This window comes from Nonomuraea sp. NPDC048901 (genome assembly GCF_040649695.1).
In the GTDB taxonomy this organism is placed as follows: domain Bacteria; phylum Actinomycetota; class Actinomycetes; order Streptosporangiales; family Streptosporangiaceae; genus Nonomuraea.
Genome location: NZ_JBEZFW010000001.1, coordinates 550,388 through 574,279, shown reverse-complemented (window position 1 = coordinate 574,279; position 23,892 = coordinate 550,388). Strand labels below are relative to the sequence as shown.

24 protein-coding genes are annotated in these 23,892 nt (G+C 70.4%); 13 read left to right on the top strand and 11 right to left on the bottom strand.

What is annotated here, in order from left to right; translation table 11 throughout:
* Positions 1-21: 21 nt before the first annotated feature.
* The 3 genes from AB0C30_RS02860 to AB0C30_RS02850 all read left to right on the top strand — a co-directional run bounded on the left by AB0C30_RS02860 (position 22) and on the right by AB0C30_RS02850 (position 2,580).
* Positions 22-591 carry a class I SAM-dependent methyltransferase gene (locus AB0C30_RS02860; protein WP_357938882.1) on the top strand — a complete coding sequence of 190 codons (570 nt, stop codon included), beginning with the start codon at positions 22-24 and terminating at the stop codon, positions 589-591.
* A gap of 133 nt (positions 592-724) precedes the next feature.
* Positions 725-2,065 carry an NERD domain-containing protein kinase family protein gene (locus tag AB0C30_RS02855; RefSeq protein WP_357938880.1) on the top strand — a complete coding sequence of 447 codons (1,341 nt, stop codon included), beginning with the start codon at positions 725-727 and terminating at the stop codon, positions 2,063-2,065.
* Positions 2,062-2,580, top strand: coding sequence for a GNAT family protein (locus AB0C30_RS02850; RefSeq protein ID WP_357938878.1), 519 nt, complete (start codon positions 2,062-2,064; stop codon positions 2,578-2,580). Before AB0C30_RS02855 ends, AB0C30_RS02850 begins: the two co-directional genes overlap by 4 nt.
* Here AB0C30_RS02850 and AB0C30_RS02845 read toward each other — a convergent pair.
* Positions 2,577-5,216 (bottom strand): BTAD domain-containing putative transcriptional regulator, encoded by a 2,640-nt coding sequence (locus AB0C30_RS02845; protein ID WP_357938876.1) that lies wholly within the window; start codon positions 5,214-5,216, stop codon positions 2,577-2,579. The genes AB0C30_RS02850 and AB0C30_RS02845 overlap by 4 nt on opposite strands.
* Positions 5,217-5,315: 99 nt before the next feature.
* On the opposite strand from AB0C30_RS02845, the gene AB0C30_RS02840 reads away from it, so the two are divergent.
* Positions 5,316-5,453 carry a hypothetical protein gene (locus AB0C30_RS02840; RefSeq protein WP_357938874.1) on the top strand — a complete coding sequence of 46 codons (138 nt, stop codon included), beginning with the start codon at positions 5,316-5,318 and terminating at the stop codon, positions 5,451-5,453.
* Positions 5,454-5,485: 32 nt separating this feature from the next.
* On the top strand, positions 5,486-6,910 hold the full coding sequence (locus tag AB0C30_RS02835; protein ID WP_357938872.1) for an N-acetylmuramoyl-L-alanine amidase: 1,425 nt from the start codon (positions 5,486-5,488) through the stop codon (positions 6,908-6,910).
* Positions 6,911-6,965: 55 nt separating this feature from the next.
* Here AB0C30_RS02835 and AB0C30_RS02830 read toward each other — a convergent pair whose 3' ends face one another.
* Entirely contained in the window at positions 6,966-7,766 is an 801-nt protein-coding gene (locus tag AB0C30_RS02830) for an FKBP-type peptidyl-prolyl cis-trans isomerase (RefSeq protein WP_357938870.1), read from the bottom strand.
* 103 nt (positions 7,767-7,869) lie between these two features.
* Between AB0C30_RS02830 and AB0C30_RS02825 the strand changes: the two genes are divergently transcribed.
* On the top strand, positions 7,870-8,913 hold the full coding sequence (locus AB0C30_RS02825; protein ID WP_357938868.1) for a DUF2293 domain-containing protein: 1,044 nt from the start codon (positions 7,870-7,872) through the stop codon (positions 8,911-8,913).
* Positions 8,914-8,924: 11 nt separating this feature from the next.
* The gene (locus AB0C30_RS02820) at positions 8,925-9,299 is read left to right on the top strand and encodes an MmcQ/YjbR family DNA-binding protein (RefSeq protein WP_357938866.1); all 375 of its coding nucleotides are present in this window, start codon (positions 8,925-8,927) and stop codon (positions 9,297-9,299) included.
* 15 nt (positions 9,300-9,314) lie between these two features.
* Here AB0C30_RS02820 and AB0C30_RS02815 read toward each other — a convergent pair whose 3' ends face one another.
* From AB0C30_RS02815 to AB0C30_RS02800, 4 genes are all read right to left on the bottom strand, one after another.
* On the bottom strand, positions 9,315-10,478 hold the full coding sequence (locus tag AB0C30_RS02815; RefSeq protein WP_357938864.1) for a serine hydrolase domain-containing protein: 1,164 nt from the start codon (positions 10,476-10,478) through the stop codon (positions 9,315-9,317).
* A gap of 148 nt (positions 10,479-10,626) precedes the next feature.
* The gene (kynU, locus tag AB0C30_RS02810; RefSeq protein WP_357938862.1) at positions 10,627-11,820 is read right to left on the bottom strand and encodes a kynureninase; all 1,194 of its coding nucleotides are present in this window, start codon (positions 11,818-11,820) and stop codon (positions 10,627-10,629) included.
* Positions 11,821-11,824: 4 nt separating this feature from the next.
* Positions 11,825-12,937 carry an ABC transporter substrate-binding protein gene (locus tag AB0C30_RS02805; RefSeq protein ID WP_357938860.1) on the bottom strand — a complete coding sequence of 371 codons (1,113 nt, stop codon included), beginning with the start codon at positions 12,935-12,937 and terminating at the stop codon, positions 11,825-11,827.
* Positions 12,938-13,007: 70 nt separating this feature from the next.
* Positions 13,008-13,805 (bottom strand): fumarylacetoacetate hydrolase family protein, encoded by a 798-nt coding sequence (locus AB0C30_RS02800; protein ID WP_357938858.1) that lies wholly within the window; start codon positions 13,803-13,805, stop codon positions 13,008-13,010.
* 143 nt (positions 13,806-13,948) lie between these two features.
* Between AB0C30_RS02800 and AB0C30_RS02795 the strand changes: the two genes are divergently transcribed.
* From AB0C30_RS02795 to AB0C30_RS02780, 4 genes are all read left to right on the top strand, one after another.
* Positions 13,949-14,656, top strand: a complete 708-nt coding sequence (locus AB0C30_RS02795; protein ID WP_357938856.1) for a dienelactone hydrolase family protein — start codon at positions 13,949-13,951, stop codon at positions 14,654-14,656.
* Between the two features lie 179 nt (positions 14,657-14,835).
* Complete coding sequence (locus AB0C30_RS02790) at positions 14,836-15,255, top strand: VanZ family protein (RefSeq protein WP_357938854.1); 420 nt, start codon at positions 14,836-14,838, stop codon at positions 15,253-15,255.
* 150 nt (positions 15,256-15,405) lie between these two features.
* Positions 15,406-16,158 (top strand): GntR family transcriptional regulator, encoded by a 753-nt coding sequence (locus AB0C30_RS02785; RefSeq protein ID WP_225293238.1) that lies wholly within the window; start codon positions 15,406-15,408, stop codon positions 16,156-16,158.
* A gap of 118 nt (positions 16,159-16,276) precedes the next feature.
* Positions 16,277-16,516: a hypothetical protein gene (locus tag AB0C30_RS02780; RefSeq protein WP_357938852.1), complete on the top strand. Its 240-nt coding sequence runs from the start codon at positions 16,277-16,279 to the stop codon at positions 16,514-16,516.
* 364 nt (positions 16,517-16,880) lie between these two features.
* On the opposite strand, the gene AB0C30_RS02775 is transcribed toward AB0C30_RS02780, so the two are convergent.
* Positions 16,881-17,954 (bottom strand): ATP synthase F0 subunit B, encoded by a 1,074-nt coding sequence (locus tag AB0C30_RS02775; RefSeq protein WP_357938850.1) that lies wholly within the window; start codon positions 17,952-17,954, stop codon positions 16,881-16,883.
* A gap of 147 nt (positions 17,955-18,101) precedes the next feature.
* Between AB0C30_RS02775 and AB0C30_RS02770 the strand changes: the two genes are divergently transcribed.
* Positions 18,102-18,623, top strand: a complete 522-nt coding sequence (locus AB0C30_RS02770; protein WP_357938848.1) for a gamma carbonic anhydrase family protein — start codon at positions 18,102-18,104, stop codon at positions 18,621-18,623.
* Here the strand turns inward: AB0C30_RS02770 and AB0C30_RS02765 are convergent.
* A complete protein-coding gene (locus tag AB0C30_RS02765; protein ID WP_357938846.1) occupies positions 18,595-19,497 on the bottom strand; it encodes a hypothetical protein in 903 nt (300 codons plus the stop codon). The genes AB0C30_RS02770 and AB0C30_RS02765 overlap by 29 nt on opposite strands.
* 62 nt (positions 19,498-19,559) lie before the next feature.
* On the opposite strand from AB0C30_RS02765, the gene AB0C30_RS02760 reads away from it, so the two are divergent.
* Positions 19,560-21,173, top strand: coding sequence for a hypothetical protein (locus tag AB0C30_RS02760; RefSeq protein ID WP_357938844.1), 1,614 nt, complete (start codon positions 19,560-19,562; stop codon positions 21,171-21,173).
* 484 nt (positions 21,174-21,657) lie between these two features.
* Here AB0C30_RS02760 and AB0C30_RS02755 read toward each other — a convergent pair whose 3' ends face one another.
* The 3 genes from AB0C30_RS02755 to AB0C30_RS02745 are packed head-to-tail and all read right to left on the bottom strand — an operon-like array spanning position 21,658 to position 23,833.
* Positions 21,658-21,939, bottom strand: coding sequence for a metal-sensitive transcriptional regulator (locus tag AB0C30_RS02755; protein WP_080044376.1), 282 nt, complete (start codon positions 21,937-21,939; stop codon positions 21,658-21,660).
* A gap of 29 nt (positions 21,940-21,968) precedes the next feature.
* Positions 21,969-23,039: a glycosyltransferase gene (locus tag AB0C30_RS02750; RefSeq protein WP_357938842.1), complete on the bottom strand. Its 1,071-nt coding sequence runs from the start codon at positions 23,037-23,039 to the stop codon at positions 21,969-21,971.
* Complete coding sequence (locus AB0C30_RS02745) at positions 23,036-23,833, bottom strand: hypothetical protein (RefSeq protein WP_357938840.1); 798 nt, start codon at positions 23,831-23,833, stop codon at positions 23,036-23,038. The genes AB0C30_RS02750 and AB0C30_RS02745 overlap by 4 nt, the downstream gene beginning before the upstream one ends.
* Positions 23,834-23,892: the final 59 nt, after the last annotated feature.

Below are 23,892 nucleotides of genomic sequence, written 5' to 3'. Positions count from 1 at the left end.
CGGGTGCGATAGGAAATGGCCATGAATGATGATCTGCCGGAACTCGTGCGGGCAGCCCATGAGCGGGCGAAAGCGGCCGGGTTCGACTACTCCTGTGACCCGGACGTCGGGCGGCTGCTCGCCGTGCTGGCCGCCCAGGTGCCGGAGGGTGGCCGGATTCTGGAGATCGGCACCGGCTTGGGGGCGGGGGTCGGGTGGCTGGTCAGCGGGCTGCGGCCGCGGACCGACGTCACGGTGACGACGATCGAGAGCGACCCCGAACGGGCCGGACTCGCGGCCCAGGGCTGGCCGGAGTTCGTCGACCCGCGCGTCGGCGACGCGCTCGAGTCGCTGGCCGGGCTGGGCACCTTCGACCTGATCTTCGCCGACGCGGGTGCGGGCAAGCAGGTGGGGCTCGAACGGACGATCGCCGCGCTCAACCCCCGTGGCGTGCTGCTGGTGGACGACATGGTGCCCTACCCCGGGGTGACCTGGGAGGAGGAGTTCGTCCGCAGGCAGGAGGGTGTGCGACAGACCTTGCTGAACCACGATCGGCTGGTCGCGGTCGAGCTGGCGCACGGCTCCGGCGTCATCCTGGCGACGGCCCGCTGAACCATCCCAGAAACGGCGGTCGGCTCAGTCGCACCAGGGAGGAACTTGCGGACCTTGCGGGCGAACGGCTCAAGGTCGCCGCCCAGGTCCCACAGGTCGGCGCCGGGCAGGGTGAACGTGGGAGGATTAGCCCATGGCAGAGATCGTCGGAGGGGGACGTCCGGTCAACGACGCCGAGCGTCGGGTGATCTCATTCCTGCGCGACCACGCACCCGCCGACTGGCTGTTGCTGCACAACGTCGAGCTCCCGCGCGGCGACGACGTCTTCGAGGTGGACCTGCTCGTGCTGACCGGCCACTCGCTGGTCGTCGTCGACGTCAAGGGCACCCGTGGCCGGATCGAGGTGTCGGGCACGCGCTGGTTCCCGCCGCGCAGGGAGGCGTTCGGCTCTCCCGTGACGAAGCTGCGGGGCATCGCGAAGGCGCTGAAGGGGCTGCTGGTCTCCAAGGACACGCGGCTGGAGCGCGTCTACGTCGACAGCCTCGTGGTCCTCACCTCGCCCGACGCCGAGCTCGTCGACCCGGCCGGGCGCGACGCGGTCAACGTCACCACCCTCGATGGGCTGCTGGCCACGCTGAGCGACGTCTCGCGGGTCAGGCGCGGGTGCAGTCACCGCATCAAGCCGTACCTCACCGGGATTCTCGACTCGCTCAACCAGACCGTACGCCGGAGCACCGCGCCGCCCAGGTTCGGCAACTGGGAGGTCGAGGAGCAGCTCGGCGGCGACGCGAAGGTGACCGAATACCGGGCCTTCAACGCGACACTCCCGGGCAGCGAGACCGTGCTGCTCCGGGTCTACCAGGCCGACCCGCTGGCCGACCAGGAGTCGCGGGCGGCCGAGCGGCAGCGGATCGCCAACGCCTATCAGACGCTGGCCCGCATCCCGCCGCATCCGTGCGTGGTGCGCTCACGTGACTTCTTCGCCATCGACGACGAGAGCCGGTTCGTGCTGGTTCTCGACGACGTGCACGGTGAGGCGCTGCACCTGCGCCTGGGCACCGGCGTACGACTCGGCGTGATCCAGGACATGCTGCGCGGCCTGGCCCACGCCCACGCCCACGGCGTCATCCATCGGGCGCTGACCCCGGCCTGCGTGCTGGTGACCGACGGGCACGCGGTGCTGACGGGGTTCGACTACGCCAAGCCGGGAGCGCGCAACTACACGGTCGCCCACGAGCTGGGCAACGTGCTCGACGCCCACTACGTGGCCCCCGAGTGCCACGAGCGGCCCGAGATGATGACGGCCGCCTCCGACGTCTACGCGGCCGGGGTGATCGCCTACCAGTTGCTCACCGGCGAGCTGCCGACCAGCGCCGACACCCAGGGGCCCGAGGTTCCCGACGTGGTGCGCCGGATGCTGGACCATTCTCCCGCCAAGCGCCCGAGCGCGGCCGAGTCCCTTGAGGAGCTGGCTGGAATGCCGCAGCGATCCCGCCTCAAGCGATTTGTCCGTCGCATAGTGTCTCGACCATGACGAGTGAGCTTCATCCTGTGACCGAGGACGATCTGCCCTTTCTCAACCGGCTGTACCACGATCCGGAGAGCACGGGCCTCCATCAATGGTACGGCTGGCAGGATCCCCACCGCCTCCGCAGGCGTTGGGAGGACAATGGGATGCTCAGTGGCGACGGCGGCACGCTGCTGATCGCCGAGGGCGACGACCGCGTGGGCTTGGTGTCCTGGAGCAAGCAGATGACCTCCAGCATCTCCTACTGCTGGGAGATGGGGCTCATCGTGGCGCCCGAGTTTCGCGGCATGGGTCACGGCACCCGGGCGCAGCGACTCCTGGTGCGCTACCTGTTCGACCATTCGACGGTCAACCGGGTCCAGGCGTCGACCGAGGTGAGCAACCTGGCCGAGCAGCGCGCCCTGGAGAAGGTCGGATTCACCAGGGAGGGCATCCTGCGCGGAGTCGGCTTCCGCGCAGGCGAGTGGCACGACGGTGTGCTGTACAGCATGATCCGCGCGGACCTGGACCCACGGGACTAGGCGGGCAGGCTGCGGCGCAGCACGGTGGCGTGGTTGAGATAGTCGAGTGCCAGCCCGGTGCGACCGGCCGAGTGGTGCACCTCGCCCAGCATCTGCGTGCTCGACGCCTCCCCGCTCCGGTCTCCGAGTGCCTGGAAGATCTCCAGTGACCGCTCAAGCCCCGCGGAGGCCGGTGCCCACTCCCCACGGGCCGCCTGCAGCCCGGCGAGGCTCTGGAGGGCGTACGCGCCGCAGTGCCGGTCTCCGAGCGACTCGAAGATGTCGAGCGCGTGCCGGTGGAAGGACATGGCCTTGTGCAGGTTGCCCATCTGCAGGCAGACGCAGCCCTCGCGGTGGGCGTCGCCGAGCTCCTGAGCCAGCCGCATGGCCTGGCCCAGCGATTCCGATGCCAGGGCCAGGTCGCCCGACTTGAGGCAGACCCGGCCGATGGCCTGCCTGGCGAACGCCTCGCCGTGCGGGTCGTCCGCCGCCAGGAACATGGCCAGGGCGCGCTTGAAGTGCCCGAGCGACTGGGCGTGCCGGCCCCTGAACTGGCTCACCGCGCCGAGCCCGCAGATCGAGGTCGCCTCCGCCCGCAGGTCGCCGATGTCGTGGAAGAGCCGCCGGGATCGGGTGAAGTCCTCGACGGCCTCCTCGTACCGGTCCTGGTAGAGGGAGACCTGGGCCAGGCCGCGCAGCATGGCGGCCTCTCCGTAGGTGTCGCCGGACGCGCGGGCGGCATCGAGAGCGACGGTGTGGGTACGCTCCCACGTGTCGAGATGGCAGTGCAGGTCCAAGTAGGGGACCATCGCGGCGGCCAGCCCCCAGGCCGACTCGGCCAGCCCGGCCTCCGCGGCGACGCTCACGGCCCCGACCAGCGTCTCGTGCTCGGCCTCGAACCACCCCAGCGGGTCGGAGGTCAGCCGGTCGAGCGTCTGCTCGGGCAGCCGCCAGCGCGGCGCCCTGGCGGCGGTGAGGCTGAAGACGGTGGTGGGCAGCCGGGCCATGGCGTGCTCGGTGGTCGCGGTCCAGGCGGCGAGCACCCTGGTCAGGCCGGTACGGTCGGAGCCGCGTTCGAGCGCGTGGCGGCGGATCAGATCGGGCACCCGGTAACGTGGCTGGCCCACCGGGTCGGTGCCGACCAGCTCCAGCAGGTTGACGTCCACCAGCAGGTCGGTGACGTCGTCGGCGCGGTGCCTGTCGAGCGCGGCGTCGATCACCCAGCCGGGCTGGGCCACGGCGCCCAGGAGGCCGAGCGTGCCCAGCGTACGGGCGGCTTCGTCAGGTAGGTGGCGGTAACTGCGGTCGAGGCAGACCCGCACCTCTTTCAGCTCGCTCAGCCGGTCGTCGTCCAGCCGCTGTCTGAGCACCGAGAGCGACCAGCCCGGCCGGCCCGCCAGGCGCGATCCGGCGCTGCGCACGGCCACCGGCAGGCGCCCGCACGCCTCCACGATCGCCAGGGCCGCCTCGTGCTCGCGGGACACCCGATCCGTGCCGATGATCCTGCCGAGCAGCGTCAGCGCGTCGTGCGCGGACAGCTCTCCGAGGTCGACCTGGATCGAGCCGGGTAACTCCGTGATCCGGCGCCGGCTGGTCACGATGACGGCGCAGTCGTTTCCGGGCAGCAGCGGCCGTACCTGGGCGGCGTCGAGCGCGTCGTCGAGCAGCACGAGCATCGGCTGCTTGGACAGCATCGACCGGAACAGCGCCGAGCGCTCGTGGATCGTCGGCGGCGGCGTCTCCACGCCGAGCGCCCGGAGCGCCTCGGCAAGCAGGTCGGCCGGCTCCCTGCCGTCGAGTTCGAGATAGAGCTGCCCGCCGGGGAAGGCGTCGCGCAGGCCGTGGGCGGCGTGTACGGCCAGCGCCGACTTCCCGGCCCCCGGCGAACCGGAGACGACCGCGATGGAGAAGGGCTTGGCCAGCAGGGCCAGCTGGTCGGCCCGGCCGGTGAAGTCGGGCAGGTCCGGCGGCAGCTGCCGGGGCGCGACCGGTGGGGCCTCGTCGGCCAGGATCGACTCGTGGGCGCGACGCAGGTCGGCGCCCGGTTCCACGCCGAGCTCGTCCACCAGCTGGGCGCGGATCGTGGCGTAGGCCCGCAGCGCCTCGGCCTTGCGGCCGGCCCGGTTCAACGCCAGGACGAGGCGGCTCCACAGGTCTTCCCGGTAGGGGTGCTCCACCAGCAGCCCGCGCAGCTGGGTGATCGCCCCTGCGTGGTCGCCCCTCTCGATCCGCTGGCCGATCAGCTCTTCGGCGGCGCGTAACCGTACCTCGTTGAGCGGTTCGAGGCGGCGGTCCCAGAGCGGGCTGCCCGGCAGGTCGGCCAGCGGCGCCCCGCGCCAGAGCGCGAGCGCGTCGGCGAAACGGGCCTGCGCGACCAGCTCCTCGAACGCCAGCAGGTCCAGCGCGCCGTCCGGTACGTCGATGGCGTAGCCGGAGCCGTCGCCGCGCAGGTACTCGGCGCCGAGGTCCGTCCGTAAGGAGCTGACATATGTGCGTAAGTTCGCCTGTGCGGAGCGTGGCGGGCGATCGTGCCAGAGCACCTCGACCAGCTGGTCGGCGCCGACGATACGGCCGCTGTCCAGCAACAACGTGGCTAGCAGGATCCTCGGCTTCTTGCCGGAGATCCGTACGGACCGTCCCGACGATCGGACTTCCAACGGCCCAAGAACATGAAAGGTGACCGACATGGTGCATCAGCTCCTCTTTAGAGGCCTGACCACCTTTTGTATCGGTTCTGGACGATTCTTGTGCGGCGAATGCCGACCCTAGTCCCACAGATCCCATCCGAAAAGGATCACAACTCCGGCAACTTCGCCTCCTACGCGGGCCCGGTGACCGCCGCGGCGGCCGGCGAGTGCGTCAAGTGGGGCGGCAAAGCCGGCGTCAGCGCATAGAACAGTCCCTCCGAGCATTGCGGGTCCTGATCATGATGAAGAAGCTCCTGTTAGCCGGTGTGCTCATCGTGGGCGCCCAGCAGGCGGTCCTGGTGGGCTCCGCCCAGGCGACCTCCGCGCAGGCGACCGCCGTCACCCTCTCGGCCGCCTTCGACAAGGCCGCCGCCACCTACGAGGTGCCGCGTGACCTGCTGGTCGCGCTCGGCTACGCAGAGACGCACCTCGACGGCCACGGCGGCGAGCCCAGCGCCAGCGGCGGCTACGGCGTGATGCACCTGGTCAGCAACCCCACCACGAAGGCGCTGGAGGACGCGGCCAAGATCACGTCCCAGACCGCGGCGAAGCTCAAGACCGACGACGCGGCCAACGTGCTCGGTGGCGCCGCCGTGCTGCGCGCCAAGGCCGACAAGCTCGGCCTGACCGCGGCCGAGCGCAAGGACCCCGCCAAGTGGTACGAGGCGGTCGCCGCGTACGGCGGCGCGGCCAACGCGAGCACCGCCCGGATCTACGCCGACGCCGTCTACGAGGTGCTGGCCAACGGCGTCAACACCGCGGGCGTGAAGGCCGCCGCGAAGGTCGTGGAGCCGGACCGCGGCAAGTACGACAACGCGGACCCGCGCACGCTCGCGGCCACCACCGACTACCCCGGTGCCCTGTGGGCCGCGGCCAGCTCGTCGAACTACGCCGTGTCCAACCGGCCCACCGACGAGAAGATCGACCGGATCATCATCCACGTGACCCAGGGCTCGTACGCGGGCACGATCTCGTGGTTCCAGAACTCCGCCGCCAAGGTGTCGGCCCACTACGTGGTGCGCTCCTCCGACGGGCAGATCACGCAGATGGTGCGGGAGAAGAACCGCGCCTTCCACGCCGGTGTCAGCTCCTACAACCACCGCTCGGTCGGCATCGAGCACGAGGGCTTCATCAACGACGCCTCGTGGTTCACCGACCAGATGTACCGCTCGTCGGCCGCGCTGACCAGGAACATCGCCGACCGGTACGGCATCCCGAAGGACCGCAGCCACATCATCGGCCACGTCGAGGTGCCCGGCTCGGACCACACCGACCCCGGTTCACACTGGGACTGGAACAAGTACATGAGCTACGTCGGCGGCGGCTCCGGCGGCGGCACCAACCCGTACACGGCGGAGAAGGTCTGCGGCACCGGCTACAAGGTGATCGACTCGCAGGCCCTCGGCACCTCGGGCACGGTCTACCTGCTCTACAACAGCACCAACGCCAACAACTGCGTCGCCACGCTGAAGAAGACCTCGCTCGGCAAGGCCAGCGCGGCCAGCGCGTTCCTGCAGGTGGCCGGCAAGACGAAGGTCAGCGACTCGGGCAGCTTCACCTACTACGCGGGTCCCGTCAGGGCGGCCGCGGAGGACAAGTGCGTGAAGTGGGGCGGCTCGGTCGGCACGGCGACCTACGAGAGCCCTTCCGAGCACTGCGGCTGATCCCCCTCGGCTGCGGTGCGACGGCCCTGACATCCCCTCCGGTGTCAGGGCCGTTTTATTTGGTTTCGAGTACGTCGAGGATGTCCACGACGTACAGGAGGGGACGGCCCGCCTCCTCGGTGGGGAAGGCGACGCGGGCGCCCACGCGCTGGCCGGCCAGACCGGCCACCCAGCCGGGCGGCGCCGCCTCCGGCCCGAGCGTGAAGGCGCTGGGGCCGCCGCGCAGGTACGACGAGTCGATGACCCGGCGGCCCGGCCACTCCACCGCGACGTACTGGACGATGACCTTCGCGCCCGCCCGCACCGGAGGGCCGGAGCCGCCGATGAGGACGCGGGGCGCGCGGTCGTTCGGTACGTCCGGCAGGGTCCGTCCGACGAGGCGGGCGTCCGGTGGGTAACCGCCCAGGATGTCGAAGACCAGCACCAGCGTCTCGGCCGGGCGGGTCCCGCCGAGCGGCGGCCCGGGGCCGTACGAGAGGGCCGCGGGACCGACGAGCATGACCCGGCTGCCCGCCGACCGGCCGATGAGCGCCTCGCGCCAGGAGTCCGGCACGTGCCGCCCGTCGAAAAGGACCCTGGCGGGCCGATGGTCGTCGTACGTGTTCGTGTACGGCAGATTGCCCGACCACCGGCGGACCTCGACGTCTGCCAGCACTACGTCACCCGGCATGGTCGGCCGCCCGCTGCCCACCGACAGCACCGTCACCCGCGGCAGGGGATCCGGCACGCCGTCCGGGATCGTGATGACCGGCCGGACGCCGAAGGCCCCCGTCACGACCGGCAGCGGGCCCTGCCCGATCGGCCCGCAGGCGGCGAGGAGCACGAACACGAGCACGCCGAGCCAGAGCAAGCGCACCGATTCCCCCCATATCCTGATCCGCCTGACTACTTACCTGGACCGGCACGAGGAATGCGTCCGACCGGGCCATCTCCCGGCAAAGGCGCGGGAGACTGGAGCGATGAGCAAGCCGAATCTGGCCCGCAGGGTCGCGGACGCCGCCGAGATCGCGCTGGCCAGCCGTAAATACGTGACGTTCATCGACGTGGTGACCGGCCTGCGCTGGGTGCAGTCGCGGCACGTCGACACCTGGCGACAGGGCCGCGCGGCCACGCTGGCCGAGCTGGCGCCTGTCGACGACGACCGGCTGGTCATGGCCGCCGCGCTGCTGAAGGACTGGGCGACCGCCAAAGGGCTCCGGCCGGTGGAGACCCCCTATGTCTCCGGCAGCCGCGACCGCCGCGAGCTGCGCTTCACCGCCGACCACGGGCAGGAGGCGTTCCGCGTCCACTGGCTTTCCCCCGACCTCAGCGAGGCTCGGGTGCGGCAGCTCACCGAGCGGCAGAGCAAGGCGCCCGACCTGGTGGTGGTGGCCCCGCTCAACGCCTGGACGTGCGCGACCTGCGGCGACACGGGCCCTTATCTGATCATGGAAGAGGACGAGCCCCACTGCCTGACCTGCGCGGACATGGACCATCTGGTCTTCCTGCCGTCGGGCAACGCGGCCCTCAGCCGCCGGGCGAAGCAGGAGAGCGGCCTGTCGGCGGTGGTCGTCCAGTACAACCGGCGGCGCAAGGTCTACCAGCGCCAGGGGCTGCTGGTCGAGGAGCAGGCGAGGGCGGCGGCGGAGGAGCGCTGCCTGGCCGACGAGGAGGTGCGGCTGCGCCGCCGCGAGCGCGACCGGGAGCGCCGGGCGGACCAGGACGTCGAATACCAGGCGCGGATGGCGGCCGAGATCGCCCGGCTCTTCCCCGGCTGCCCGCCCGCGCGGGCCCAGGAGGTGGCCGCCCACGCCGGTCAGCGCGGCAGCGGCCGGGTCGGGCGCACGGCGGCGGCCAAGGTGCTCGACGAGAACGCGATCACGCTGGCCGTGGTGGCCTCGATCCGCCACCTCGACACCGACTACGACCAGTTGCTCATGTCGGGGGTGCCGCGCATGGAGGCCCGCGAGCTGATCAGGGACCGGATCGACGCCAAGCTGGCCGAGTTCCGGCGCGTTGGGTAGCGTCCGTAGGCATGGATGACTGGCAGGACGTACGGGAGCGACTGCGGGTGTTCGCGCTCGGGCTGCCGGAGACGCACGAGGACCATCCGTGGGGCGAGACAGTCGTCAAGGTGAACAAGAAGGTGTTCGTCTTTCTCGGCATGGACGAGCAGAGCGAGAAGTGGGACCCGTCCTTCACCGTGAAGCTGCTGTCCGAGGCGCGCGGCCACGCGCTGACCGTCGAGGGAGCCGCCCCCAGCGGCTACGGGCTGGGCAAGGCCGGGTGGGTGTCGGTGCCGTTCCTGGCCGAGCTGCCCGAGACCGAGGTGCTGCTCGACTGGGTCGAGGAGAGCTACCGGGCTATCGCGCCGAAGCGGGCGATCAAGGTTCTCGACGGCGAGACCTGATCACCCGCGCCTGGCTCACTTGGAGAAGGCCGCCAGGGCGATGGCGAGGGCGCGCTGGTTCTGGCCGGAGCTCTTGGCGTCGGTGGAGTTGACCGAGTAGACGAGCGTGCGGCTCAGGTCACGGGTGGCGCCGATGCCGGCCGCGCTGCCCCACCTGGCGCCGGTCTTGCCGTACGCCACGAGGCCGCCGGGCAGCTCCATCCTGGCCAGGCCCGAGGTGTAGACGGCGTCGCCCTTGCCGCCGTACGCCTTCACCGGCGGCACCGTGAACATCGGCTCCAGCTGCGCGGCGGGCACGACCTTGCCGCTGAACAGCGCCTTGACGAACTTCTCCAGGTCCGCGGTGGTGGAGATGAGGTCACCCGAGGCCCAGGTCGAGGTGACGCTGGTCGTGGTCATGTTCACCACGTAGCCCGCGCCGTACTTGATCGCGTCGGGAAAGCCCTGGGGCACGGTCTGGTAGCCCTGGTTGTGCCTGCCCCGGATGCGGACCGAGGTGCCCGGCAGGTAGCTGTCGGTCATGCCGACGGGCCGCAGGATCCTGGTCGTCACCTCGTGCTCGTACGAACGCCCGGTGATCTTCTCGATGAGCAGGCCGGCGACGAAGGTGTTGGTGTTCAGGTAGTGCTGCTGGCTGCCGGGCGTGAACTCGATCGGGTTCTCCACCGCCTTGGCGACGTACTCCTCGGGCGTCCACTTCTCGAACCGGGTGGCGTAGATGTCGGCGAAGTCATCGCTCACCTTGGGCGCGGGCAGCCCGCTGGTGTGGTTCAGCAGCTGGCCGACCTTGATCGCCGGGTAGTCGGCGGGCAGCAGGCCGGGCAGGTACTCCTGGACCGTGCCGCCGAGCGACAGCTTGCCCTCGGCGACGAGCTGGAGCACCACCGACACCGTGAAGGTCTTGGTGACGCTGCCCGCCCGGAACCGGGCCCCGGCCTTGGCGGGCCGCTTCGTCCGCAGGTCCGTCACGCCGGACACGCCCTGCCACGAGCCCGCCGAGCCGCTCACCCGTACGTCGGCCGCAGTGGCGTCGGCGGCGGGCAGGCCCTCGATGCTCTTCCGCAACGCCGCCGCGTTGATGGGCGGCACCCCCACCTCAGCCACAGCCTGTGTACCCATGAAGGCCCCGGCTGTGAGGGCGGCCGAGAGGACGAGAGCGGCGGCATGGGTGCGCTTCATGGGATATCTCCAGGTGAGAGGCGGTAATTCGACTGCCTCAATCCTGTCGATCGCGCCCTCCGGCCGGATCGCCGACGCAGGCGATCTTCCGCCTCACTCCCGAGAGGGAGGCACTCGGCCGCTCAGGTGACTCGCTCAGGTGACTCGCTCAGGTGACCGCGAGCCGCTGGGCGTACTTCTCCTCTCGCCAGAGCTCCTTCTCCAGCACCTCGGCCAGGACGGCGGCGGCGTCGTACACGTCCACGAACCGGGTGTAAAGCGGCGCGAAGCCGAAACGGAGGATGTCGGGCGCGCGGAAGTCGCCGTGCACGCCCCGGTCGATGAGCGCGCGCATCACCGGATAGCCGTCGGGGTGGTAGAGGCTGACCTGGCTGCCCCGCTCGGCGGCCGCGCGCGGCGAGGCCAGCTCCAGCGAGTCGCCGACCAGGTCGATGAAGAGTGAGGTCAGCGCGACGCTCTTGGCCCGGACCTGGCGCATCGGCACCCGCTCCCACACGTCGAGCGCCGCCTCCAGCGCCGCGAACGACAGCACGTGCGGGGTGCCGACCGCGAACCTCCTGATCCCCTCGGCCGGCCGGAAGTCCCGCTCGAACGCGAACGGCTCCGCGTGGCCGTGCCAGCCGGACAGGACATTCTCGGCGTCGGCCTGGTGGCGCGGGTTCACGTAGAGGAACGCGGGCGCGCCGGGACCGGCGTTGAGGTACTTGTAGGTGCAGCCGACCGCGAAGTCGGCCATCGAGACGTCCACCTCCATGGCGCCGACGCTGTGGCACACGTCCCACACCATCAGCGCCCCGGCCGCGTGCACCCGCTCGGTCACCGCGGCCACGTCGTGGCGGGCGCCGGTGCGGTAGTCGACCTCGGACAGCAGCACCACGGCCGCGTCGTCGAACCGGCCCTCGGCGAAGTCGCGGACCTCGTAGCCCAGTGTCCTGGCCAGCCCTTGGACCATGTAGTGGTCGGTGGGGAAGTTCCGTACGTCGGAGACGATCACCCGCCGGTCGGGCCGGAGCCGCGTCGCGGCCGCGACCGCCTGATAGATGGCGATCGAGGTGGTGTTGCCCACCACGACCTGGCCGGGGCCCGCGCCGATGAGCGGGGCCAGCCGGTCGCCCGTGGTGAGCGGCTGGGCGTACCATCCCGCGTGGTTCCACCCGCCGACGAGGTGCCCGCCCCACTCGTCCTCGACGGCCTGCCGGACCCGTTCGGAGGTACGGCGGGGCAGCGCGCCGAGCGAGTTGCCCACCAGGTAGACGACGCCCTCGGGCAGCACGAACTCGTCCCTGAAGTCCCGCAGCGGATCCTCGGCGTCCAGGGCGAGGCAGCGGTCGCGATCCAGCACGCGATTACTTCCTTTCTGGGGGAATCGTGGCGATTACCCGATTGATTCCATTTTCATACCTACGCACGTACCAGTTCTGCACCGGATTGTGCGTCGTGGGGTCGAGCCGGAACGTGCCGCGCGGGCTCGCCAGGTCGCCCACCCGGCCGAGCGCCGTGGACAGGTCGCCGCCCAGCGCGGCCGCCCGGTCGATGAGCCGCATGGCGTCCCAGCTCTGCAGCGCCACGGCCGACGGGTTCCGGCCCGTCTTGGCCTTCCAGGTGGCCACGAACGCGGCGTTCTCGGGCGTGGTGAGCGCCGGTGAGTAGAGTCCGACGCTGGTCATCCCCTCGGCGTCGGCCCCGATGGCTTCGAGCACGTCCTCGTCGGCGAGGTTCTGGCAGGCCAGCAGGTCGATCTTGGTGTCGTAGCCGAGCTGCTTGAAGGTCTTGGCGAACGTGACCGCCTCGCCGCCCGCGTAGAAGGCGTACAGGAGCTTGGCGTCCGGCGGGATGCGCTTGAAGTAGGGCGTCAGGTCCTCGCTCTTGCCGTACGGGGTGAGGATGCGCTTGAGCGGCTTGACCCCGTAGCCCTCGGTGAAGCCGTCGAGCGTCTCGGTGCCCCCCGAGTAGTCGGAGGCCATCAGCACGACCCCCGCCTTGCCGTACCGCTCGGCGGCGTACCTGCCCGCCGCGTAGCCGTGCGCGTGGTTGGTGAACGAGACCCGGAAAACGCCGGGCCCGCCCAGTTCGTCGGCGCCGGCGTTCGCGATCACCACCGGCGTGCCGGCCGCCTCCTTGACCACCGACACAGCGACCGGCGAGGCGAGCAGACCGGTGATCACGCTCACCCGATCGCGCGCGATGAGCGACCTGGCCTGCTGCTGCCCCTTCTCCGGGTTGCCCGCGTCGTCGGCGACGACCAGCGTGGCCGGTCTGCCGCCCAGCTTGCCACCGTGCTGGTCCAGGTAGAGGCGCATGGCCGCCTCCATGTCGTCGCCGAGCACGGCGTAGACCCCGGTCTGCGAGATGATCGCGCCGACCTCGAGCGTGGGATCCGGCTCCGACTCCAGCGTGGGCGAGACACCGCAGCCCGCCGCCATCAGCACCACCGCCAGTCCGAGGAGTGGCCCGCGCACCGGCGCTCCCCTCAGGCCCCGGGCCGGGAAGGACTCGGCAGCGCCCCCGGCTTCAAGACGGCGCGCGGCTTCATGAGGAGAACACCGCGCGGACCGACCCAAGGCCGTCGACGTGCGCCTCGAAGTCGTCGCCCGGCCCGATCGGCACGATGGGCCCGAGCGAGCCGGTCAGCACCACGTCTCCGGCCCGCAGCGCGTGGTCGGTCCGGCCGACCCGGCTCGCCAGCCATACGGCCGCGTTGAGCGGATGGCCCAGGCAGGCGGCGCCGGAGCCGGCCGAGACCTCCTGGCCGCCGCGCGTCATCGTCATCGCGGCCCCCCGCAGATCCAGGCCCATCAGGGAGACCGGCGTGTTGCCCAGCACGTACGCGCCCGCGGAGGCGTTGTCGGCGATCGTGTCGGCCAGCGTGATGTCCCAGTCGGCGATGCGGGAGTCCGCGATCTCGATGGCCACCAGCGCGAAATCCACCGCCCTGATCACCTCGGCCGCCGTGAAAGGCCCGCCGACCAGGTCACGGCCGAACACCAGCGCGACCTCCGCCTCGGCCCGCGGCTGCAGAAACCGCTCCACCGGGATAGGAAGCCCATCGAGGTAGGCCATGTCCGCGAAAAGCATGCCGAAGTCTGGCTCGTCGATGCCGAACTGCTTCTGCATCAGCGGGTTGGTGACACCCACTTTCCTGCCGACCACCCGCCGCCCCGCCTCCAGCGCCCGCCGCGTGTTGATCTCCTGTACGGCGTAGCCCTCGGCGGCGGTGCTGACCATGTCTCTGACGGGAGCGCACGGCTTGCCCGAGCGCGCGGCCTCGGCCAACCGGTCGGCCGCGTGGGCACGGGCGTCTACCGCCGCTGACCATTCGTCCTGCATCAGGCTGCTCCTTGGGTAGGCCGTGGAATGTCTCTAGCATCGTCTCCTCCGGCGGCTCCAGGCGCCATGCCGTACATAGCCGATCTGTGCCACACCGGCCCGTCTTGCTGCACAACTACCCGCGGATCGCCATCCTTGACTCCATGCAGAAGCGCACAGAACGCATCACGGCCCACGACGGCTCCTTCGACGTCCACGTCTGGCTGCCCGACAGCGGCAGCGGGCCCGGCATCCTGCTCATCCAGGAGATCTACGGCGTCGGGCCGTACATCGCGAAGGTGGCGGAGGAGCTGGCCGGCCTCGGCTACGTGGTGGCCGCGCCCGACCTGTTCTGGCGGCTCCAGCCCAACTGGATCGGCGAGCACACCCCCGAGGGCACGGCCGCCTCGATCGAACTGGCCGGGCGCTTCGACGTCCCGCAGGCCGTGGCCGACTGCGCGCTCACCCTCGCCCGGCTGCGCGAACTGCCCGAGGTGAGCGGCGGCTGCGGGGCGCTCGGGTTCTGTCTGGGCGGCTCGCTCGCGTTCATGCTGGCCACCCAGACCGAGCTCGACGCCGTACTGTCCTTCTACGGCTCGGCCGTGCCCGAGGCGGCCGGGTTGATGGAGCGCATCAGCTCGCCTCTGCTGCTGGTGTTCGGCGGCAGCGATCCGTACATCCCGCGCGACCAGGTGGCCACGGTCGAACAGGCCGCGGCGGGCCGGGCCAACGTGCTCATGCACGTCGAGGAGGAGGCCGGGCACGCCTTCCACAACAGCGAGTCGCCGATGTTCCACCAGCCGGAGCCCGCCGCACGGGCCTGGCAGGTCGCGCTCGCCTTCCTCGCCGACCACTTGCCCGCGCGCTCGTAGGCACCTATCCCGAGGGACAGGTTCCCGTACCTCGGGACGGCCGCCATCATGGTCCGATGGCTCGGACGTGGGATTTGTGGGGAACCGTCATTATTGCTGGTACCTTTGCGCTGCCATTGGCCGTACTGGCAATCTTGCTCCTCGCCCGTCACCGCGCCCGAGCGGGCCATCCGGCACCCATGCGCACCGCCCTCGCCGACATCGGAATCGCTGTCGGAACCGCCCCCTGGGTGTGGATGATCCTCACCCCGGCAAGCGGTCAGAGCGGAGTCAGTCTCGTGCCGTTCAGGGACCTCGCCGACGTGCTCAGCGCCCCTTGGGAGACCGTGTTGGTGCAGGTGGGAGGCAATCTGCTGGTTTTCGCGGCGCTCGGCGCGCTGCTGCCCGTACGCACCGCGCGGATGGCGTCGACGGCCCGCGTCGCCGCCGTCGCGGCCGTCGCGTCGATCACCGTGGAGGCCCTCCAGTACGGCCTGCGGCTGGGCCGTCTCTCCTCCATCGACGACGTGATCGTCAACACCGTGGGAGCCGTGCTCGCCGCGCTGATTACTCGCCGCTGGTGGGCGAGCCGGGTAGCGGCCGGGACCGTTCCAAGATAACGGTCCGCTGAAACCCCACCGACTTCACCACATGGGCATGATTCGCTCAAAAGAAGCTCGCGACCATCCCCCTTATCTGTGCGATCGTGGACAAGACGGGGCAAGTTCTCTGGAGACGCCATACGGGTTGGTGACAGAGGGTGGTCGAACGTGTCTGAAGTCCCGGTATCCCACGAACCCCCGATCTATCGACGCATCGCCGACGGTCTCCGCTCCCGGATCCTGTCCGGCGAACTGCGCGACGGGGATCGGCTACCGGGCGAGAACACGCTCATGGCCGACTACGGGATCGCCCGCGCCACCGCCAGGCAGGCGCTCGCCGTACTGATCAACGAGGGGCTGGCGGTACCGAAGCGAGGCTCGGGGGTCTACGTGCGACTGTTCAAACCGATACGCCGACACGGCTCACGCCGGCTCTCCCGTGAGCAATGGGGTCAGGGCCGCACCATCTGGGACGCCGACACCCGCGGCCGGCCCTTCACCGTGGACGAGGTGGAGGTGGCGCGCGAGCGGGCGCGCGAGGAGGTCGCGGGCGTCCTCGAAAGCGGCGAGGTGTGGGTACGGCGGCGCCGCTACTCGGTCGACGCCCGGCCCGTGCAACTGGCCACGTCGTACTTCCCGGCCGGCCTGGTCGAGGGCAGCGCCATCACCGCTCCCGACACGGGACCGGGCGGCGTGTACGCGCGGCTGCGCGATCTCGGCCTGCCACCCGCCCACTTCACCGAGGAAGTGCGCGCCAGGATGCCGGGACCGCGTGAGACCGGGCTGCTCGACCTGCCCGGCGGCACTCCGGTGATCGTGATCACCCGGACCGCCTACACCGCGAACGGCCAGCCCGTCGAGCTCAACGAGATGGTGCTGGACTCGGCGGCGTACGTACTTCAGTACGACTTCGACGCCTAGGTCAAGCAGAAATGTCAAGCGATAGGTTGACCTGTCCCTTGCGATCATTGCCTTCTCTAGAGATGTGACGCAGGCTTCAAGGAGATGGAACCTGCGCGGGTCCCGGAGGGATGATCAGATGTCCTTTGATCGGCATCTAGCCGACATCGCCCGGGAGTTCGCGCTGTGGACCATCTGGCGGAGCGACGCCGGCCGTTGGTGGGCCACGCGACATCACCCGCTCAGCGCCGCGCAGCGCGAGGCCGGGTGTGCGATGACCATCGACGCCGACGACCCGGAGAGCCTGCGCGAGCAACTCCGGGACCAGGAGAGCAGGGCCGACGAGCACGAGCCGCGAGCCGGTCCCGCGCCTCCGTGACAGCGTCGCGACGGACCGCTCCGGCGGTGCGCCGCGGACGCTCGCGAGCAGCCCGGTGCCGGGTCCAGCGACTCGGCGGCCCCGGCACCGGGCCCCCATAGGGGCCACGATCGCGGAAGCCTCCGACCCGATCGGGGGCGGGGGCTTCCGCCCGTGGGACGTGAAAAGGGCCCCGCCACATCGGGCGGGGCCCTTCGAGTTCGCCGGGCATCCGTTCTACCGCTCCCCCGTGGGGACCCCAGCCACTGTCTTCCGCCCCTGGAGGGGCATCCCTCCCAAGGGACCCCGGCCAACACGGGCCGTCACACCCGATCGAGACGGTCGTGTGACGGACCGTGGTCACCGCATCAGCGCCAGCCGACGGCTACCGGCGGACGTCCGAGAGGCGGCCGATGATGTCGACGTCCGTGTCGTCGGAGACGGGCCGCTCGACCTCCGCCGTCCGCTCGGCCGGGTTGTCCTCGACGATGACCCGCACCTCATCCTGCGGCGTCGGAACGTGCTCCGGCTCGTGGACCTCCTGGAACTCCTGAACCTGGGCAACCTGGTCGACCTGCTGGGTCTCCTGATCCTCCTGCGAAGCGGCCTCCAGAGCGGCGGGCTCGGGCGCGGTGGGCGGCTCGATGATGAGCGGGCCCGCCTTGCCCTCGGTCTGCATGAGGTCGCCGAGCACGGAGCTGATCTCGGTCAGCCTCCGTACGACCTCCGTGTGCGTGTTGCTCAGGTATTCGACGCGACGCCCCGCGTGCTCGTCGAGCGAATCGGCCCGCTGCTGCGCCGACGCCAGCGTCGACTCGGCCTCGGCGCGAGCGTTCGCGAGCGTCCGCTCGGCCTCCGCGGTCGCGGACGCGACGAGCTGCTCGGCCTCCTGCTTGGCGGCCGTGAGCACGCTGTCGGCCTCGGCCCGCGCCTCGCGCAGGGTGTCCTCGGCTTCGGTACGGGCGCTGGTCAGCTTCTCCTCGGCGTCGGCGCCCGCCTGGGCCAGCATGCGCTCGGCGGCCGCCGTCGCCTCGCCCACGCGCCGCTCCGCCTCCGACTGGGCGGAGGTGAGCATGTTGTCCGACGTCTCACGTGCCGAGGAGACCAGCCGGTCGGCCTCCGACTTGGCGGCGTCACGCACGCTGATGGCCTCGGCCTCCGCGTCCTCCTTCTTGGCGGCGGCCTCCTCCTCGCCCAGCCGGAGGATCTGCGCCAGCCTGGGGCTGAGGTCCTCGTAGCTCTGCGGCGCCTCCACCATGCGCCGTCTGGCCTCCGCCAGCTCGACACGGCCCTGTTCGGCCTGGTCGATCGCCCGCGCCAGCCGCTCTTCCAGATCTCGGACTTGGTTACGGGTACGGATCATGTAGTCGTGCACCTGACGGCGGTTGTAGCCGCGCATCACGACTTCGAAGGTGTCCTCTTGCATCAGATCGGGAATGCTCTCGTGCTGGTTTGTCATGGGGGTTACCTAAGGGTTTGCGTGAGGCGGGGGAAACCGGCGGCTTGTAAGGGTCTGGCGGCGAGACGTCAGGAATCGACTTTCCTGCCATCTGCCCACGTCCGCAACCGGAACACCAGACCTGGGGCGGGAATTACGATGTGACGGGTGTACATCGCAGCATTGGACAACGGAGCAGTCCCGGACATTCATCCCGAGGCGTACATCGCGCCGGGCGCCGTCGTGGTGGGCAGGGTTCGGGTGGGCCGGGCGTCCAGCATCTGGTACGGCTCCGTTCTCCGGGGTGACGACGAGCGGATAGAGATCGGCGAGGAGTGCAACGTACAGGATCTGTGTTGCCTCCATTCTGACCCAGGCGAGCCGGCGGTCCTGGAGCACCGGGTCAGTCTCGGCCACAAGGCCATGGTGCACGGCGCCCATGTCGAGGCCGGCGCGCTGATCGGCATCGGCGCGATCGTGCTCGGCGGCGCCCGCGTCGGCGCGGGCACCTTGGTCGCGGCCGGCGCCCTGATCGGTCCGGGCAAGAAGATCCCGGCCGGGGTGCTGGTCGCCGGGGTGCCGGGGAAGATCGTGCGCGAGCTCACCGACGACGACCGGGCGAGTTTCGCCCGCACGCCGGACAACTACCAGGCCAAGGCGCTCAGGCACCGGACGGCGTCAGCACTTTGATCAGGACGTCGTCCGGCACCGAGGCGGTGTTGAGCGCGTCCGCGTAGTCGGGCAGCTCAGGCCGGAGGAACCGGACGAAGTCGACGGTCATCTTGACGTCGGGCGTGCCCTTGACCTGCTGGGCGTTGCCCTTGGCGGGGTCCTTCTTGAGGGTGTTGTAGCTGTTCCAGTCGGTGTAGGCGGTCATGCCCCACTGCAGCACCTCGGGCAGCTGGGCCGGCCAGCGCTGGCCGACCTTCCAGGCGCCGCCGTCCTCCTTGTACAGGGCCACCGCGGCGGTCCCGACCCTGGCCAGGACGAGCTCCACCCAGCCGGTCTTGACCTTGGCCTCCTTCGGCGCGGAACTGCCGTTCCTGGTGTACGTCATCTCCAGCTGGCCGCTCGTGTCGGCCGTGCCGGTGGTCAACGACAGCCAGTTCGCGCTCCCGTACGAATTGGGCACCCTGGCCATCAGGCCGCCGAGCGAGAACTTCCGCGTGGGCGTGGCGCCCTTCTTGCCCTCGACCTTGAGCCGCGCGTGCATGACGATGTCCCCGGCGAGCTCCTGGTAGACGAACGGGCCCCGGAAGCCGTCGAACCAGGCGGAAACCTTGGGCTCCAAGTACAGCGAGCCCTTGGTGGTCGTACTGACATCGAGTTTGGCGATCCGATCGAGGTCCTTTTCGGTGTCGCTCAGCTTGCTCCACACCGCCAGATTCTTGGCGGTGTCGAACTCGTCCGACGCCGAGCCCACCTCTCCGCCGGGCTTGGGGGGTAAGGCCTCCTTCAGGGTCAGGACGCCGGGGCCGGTGGGGGACGGCTGCACCGAGGTGGCCGTACCGCACCCGGCGAGCACACCCACGACCGACAGAACCCCTACTAGCGTTGCCCTCATAGCGGACATTCTGCCGGGTAAAGCCCGTTGTTGATTCAGATCGGACCAGTACGATGGCCGCCGTGCGGTCCTGGAATGCGTTCACCGCCGTCGAGGCGACGGTCCGCGCGATGGTCGCCGACCCGCGCTGGCCGGGCCTCCCCGTGCCCGATCGCGCCCAGGTGATAGCGGCCAGAGCCCTGGTGACGCCCGAAGGGGACCGGTGGCTGTTCGGGGCGCACGCGCGCTGGTATCTGCACGACCCAGCCGACGGCCGCTGGCACCTGTCGCCGCCGCCCAGGGACGCTCGTACGCGCGACGCCCGGCACCCCGCCGCGGTGCTGCCCGTCCGGGTGATCCCCCGAGGGCCGGACTTCGCCGCCGAGCCGGGCTCCACGCAGGCGTTCGTCGGCCCCGACGTGCCCGCCGAGCTCACCGATCAGATCCGGCAGCTGCTGCGGGCCGAGGAACGCCGGTCGGAGCGCGACTATCCGTTGAGCGCCTTCGACGCGATCTTCGCCAGAGACGTGCCGAGCACGGTCGCCGCGATCTGGGGAACGATCATGTGGTGCGCGTACGCGCCCGCCTTCGACGGCAACGAGCGGCTCATCACGGCCTTCGGCGAATACCTGCGGCGGCCGCTGCCCGGCGACGAGTGGGTGCGCTGGCTGCCCGCGCCGCCGCTGCTCGACCTCGTCACGCTCGTCTCCGAGCGGCTGCGCGCCGGGCACTCCCGCGCCGCGCTCCGGCTGGCCGCCACGATTGCCGACACGGCCCAGATCCTGCTGTCCGACCCCCGCTTCAGGCCGCGCGCGCTGGCGCTGCTCACGATGGTGGAGCCCACGCTCCGGCAGCCGCACCTCGACGACCGCGCGGCCCTGCGCGACGACCACACGGTACGGCAGGCTTGGCTCGACCGGCTGCCGGAGCGGCTGGGCCGGGCGGCGCTGGTGGAGACCGACCCCGAGACGCACTTCCGCCACATGGTCTACGACCTGCTGGAGGCGCTGGACTTCACCACCGAGCCGTCCCGGGCGGCGGCGGCCTTCCTGGCGGACCTCTCCGACTCGCGGGGGCTGCTTCCCGGGTTCCTGGACCACCGGTTGCGGCGGGCGTACGAGGAGCTCGCCCGGGCGGGGCTGACGAACACGTCGGCGGCGGAGACCACCCAGCCCGAGGGCTTCCCCACGCAGGCGCCGTTGCCCTATCCATGGCGCGCCGGGCCGCCGGAGACGGGCGCCTACGCGGCCGTACCGAGGACGGGCGCGCACGCCATACCCGAAACGGGAGCTCACGCTCTCCCCGGAACAGGCGCGCACGCCGTACCCCAGACGGGAGCCCACGCCCTGCCAGGAACGGGCGCGCACGCCATGCCAGGAACGGGCGCGCACGCCATGCCCGAGACAGGGGCCCACGCACTCCCTGGAACGGGCACACAGGGCGCGCAGGGGTCGCCGGGCTTCGGTGTGCCGCGGGCGTCTGAGGCGGAGCGGCCCGTGCGGGAGGGGCTGCGGGCGTCAGGCTCCGGTGTCGAGCCGCCCGATCGGGCGGCCGCGGCGGCCGTGCTGGGGGCCGCGTACGCCGTCGGGCTGGCGTGGGGCCGGGTCACGGGAGCACGGGTGCCGGAGCGCGGGTTCGCGGGAGCGGCGGCGCTCGTCCACCGCTTGATCCCCGAACGCGATGACTTCCCCTTCTAAACCACTAATACCGATATTTCACCCTAACCCCGCCTATATCGTTCTAAGACTTGAGGCAACGCACCATTAGCTGAATTGTGATCTCGGATTGGGGAAATGATCCCCGTGGGGCTCAGGTGGCGTTGAAAGGAATGACTCCGATGGGCCATGTCGCCGGAAGGGCCCCCGCCGTAACCTCGTAGAGGGTGTGGGCTGCGGAAGGAAGGACGACGCGGTGGGGCACGACGACCTGGACTCTCGGGTCCACGACCGTGTCGCGTTGGACGAGATTGCGCTCTACGCCGAGGTGCTCACCGCCGTCGCTATCAGCGAGCGGCGGCTGACCTTGGACGAGCTCGACGACGCGCTCGGATTGCGGACTTCGGCGAGCCGCTGAAGACCATCACTAATGACCTAGTCCCGGATCCCGTGGGGTCCGGGACGGTCGTTTTTGGGGATGGTTAACCACGGCACAACATGACTAGTCAGTTGAGCCCGCCATCTCCTACGAACGGACGAGACGCGCGATCGCCGCTGACGCCTCTTTGACCTTCGCCTCCGCCTCGGGCCCGCCGGTGTTGATGGCGTCGGCCACGCAGTGCGAGATGTGCTCCTCAAGCAGCCCGAGAGCCACCGCCTGCAACGCCCGCGTCGCCGCGGACACCTGGGTCAGCACATCGATGCAGTAGGCATCATCGTCGACCATCCGCTGCAGGCCCCTGATCTGCCCTTCGATGCGCCTGAGCCGCGTCAGATATGCCTGCTTGTCTCCGCTGTACCCATGCATGCTCCTAAGGTACCCGGAAGCGGAATCACTCAGCGGAGGTCACTGATCAGTTTCTCCCACTGTTCGCCCACTCCGGTCGCCTCGTGCCGGATGGCCGTCTCCAGCGCGCCCGCCGCGAGCGAGCGGCGCCGGCGCTCGTCGTCGATCAGCGCGAGCAGCGCGGCCGCGAACATCTCCAGCCCGCCGTCGGCCGCCGGCACCAGCACCCCGTTGTAGCCGGTGGCCACGAACTCGTTCGGCCCTCTGGCGCCGTCGAAGGCCACCACCGGCACCCCGCAGCCCATGGCCTCCAGCACGGTCATGCCGAGATCGGCGGTGCTCGAGGTGTTGGCCACGATCGACGCCTTGGCGAACTCGCCCGCCAGGTCCGGCGTGACGCCCATGAAGTAGACGTGGTTGTGCAGGTCGAGCTCGCGGACGAGAGCGCGCAGCCGCCGCTCCTCGGGGCCGCCGCCGTACAGTCGCAGCTGCCAGTCCGGCCGCTTGTCGGCGATGGTGGCGAACGCCCGGATCAGCCTGTCGTACGCCTTGACGGGCTCCCAGCTGCCGCCCGCCGCGACGATGCGATTGTCCATCCGCGAGCGCGGCCACGGGCCGTCGGGCAGGGCGTCCGGCACGGCGTGTACGGGCGTCCCCTCGCCCAGCAGGCTGCCCCATTCCTCCTGCGCGCTCTCCGTGGCCGTGACGACCGCGTCGAGACGCGGATAGAAGCGTTTGACGGGTCCGGGTATCGCCGGGTTCGTCCACTCCCGGGCGAGCTTGAGCGTCTCCCGTGGCGCGTGTCTGGCCGCCTGGACGCTCAACCCCGGCCTGGTGGTGATGAGGACATCGGTCTTGAGGCCGCGCAGCACCCGCCAGAGCGCCACCTCGGTGCGTACCTGCCCCCTTGGCAGCAGGTGCCTGACGCCGGGCCGGACGTCGACCACGGGGCGCAGAGCCACCTTCGGGCTGACGGGGAAGAACGGCTTGTCCTTGTGCCGCCTGAGGCTGATCACCTCGACATCGTGCTGGCGGTCGGCAAGGGCGGTGGCGAGGTTGAGGGTGGAGCGCACCTCGCCGCGCATGGAGTACGCGGACGAGACGACGATGCTGACCTTCACCGGCCCACCTCGATCCGCAACTCGTCCTCGGCGGTGTAGGCGGGTCGGACGGCCACCCCGTCGACCTTGGCGGACGGGTAGTGCAGCCGGCGGCGCTTGCCGTCGATGTCATCGAGCCGGGCACCCAGGGCCATGGGCGTCGGCACCCCTTCGACCTCCAGCGACGGCTCCCAGACGCCCGAGGACTCCGGATCGGCCTCGACGACGTCGACCAGGGAGAACGCGGCGTGGAAGCGCACCCCCTGCACGGTGGCCGCCGTGCGGATGGTCGTACCGGCGGGCTGCTCGCGCTGGAGCGCCAGCCTGGCCTCGTGGCGCGAGTCGTCGTTCTCCAGGCCGGTGTAGGCGAGCAGGCCCATCACCTCGAACCGGCCCTCCCTGAACCAGATCGAGCGCACCTCCGCCGCCGGCTCGGCGTCGGCGATCTTCAGCGCCAGGAACCCGTTACGGGTGCGATAGGAGCGATAGGCGAGAGTCCGCTTGCACAGGGCGTAGGCGTCGAGGTGGTCGAGCGAGAAGCCCGGATCGATACTGCGCAGCCGCGAACGTTTGCCGTCGCGGCGCAGATAGGCGTCCCAGCGGCCGGGACTGAGCATCAGCGGCGCCAGCGACACCGCCAGGCTGGCCTCCCGCGTCCTGGCCCCCGGCGTACCGAGCAACACGTCCCGCTCGACCCCCGTCGTACGGTGCCTGAGCACGAGCTCTGTGCCTTCCCTCAGCGGCTCCTCGATCGCGAGTCGCAGGGAGAGTACGTCGGCGAGCGTGACTTCCGCGTCTGTGACGACGACGCGCATCACGAGCCCCCTCCCCGTCGAATGAAGCCATGCGTCGTTGAGGTTACCGTGATTTTCCC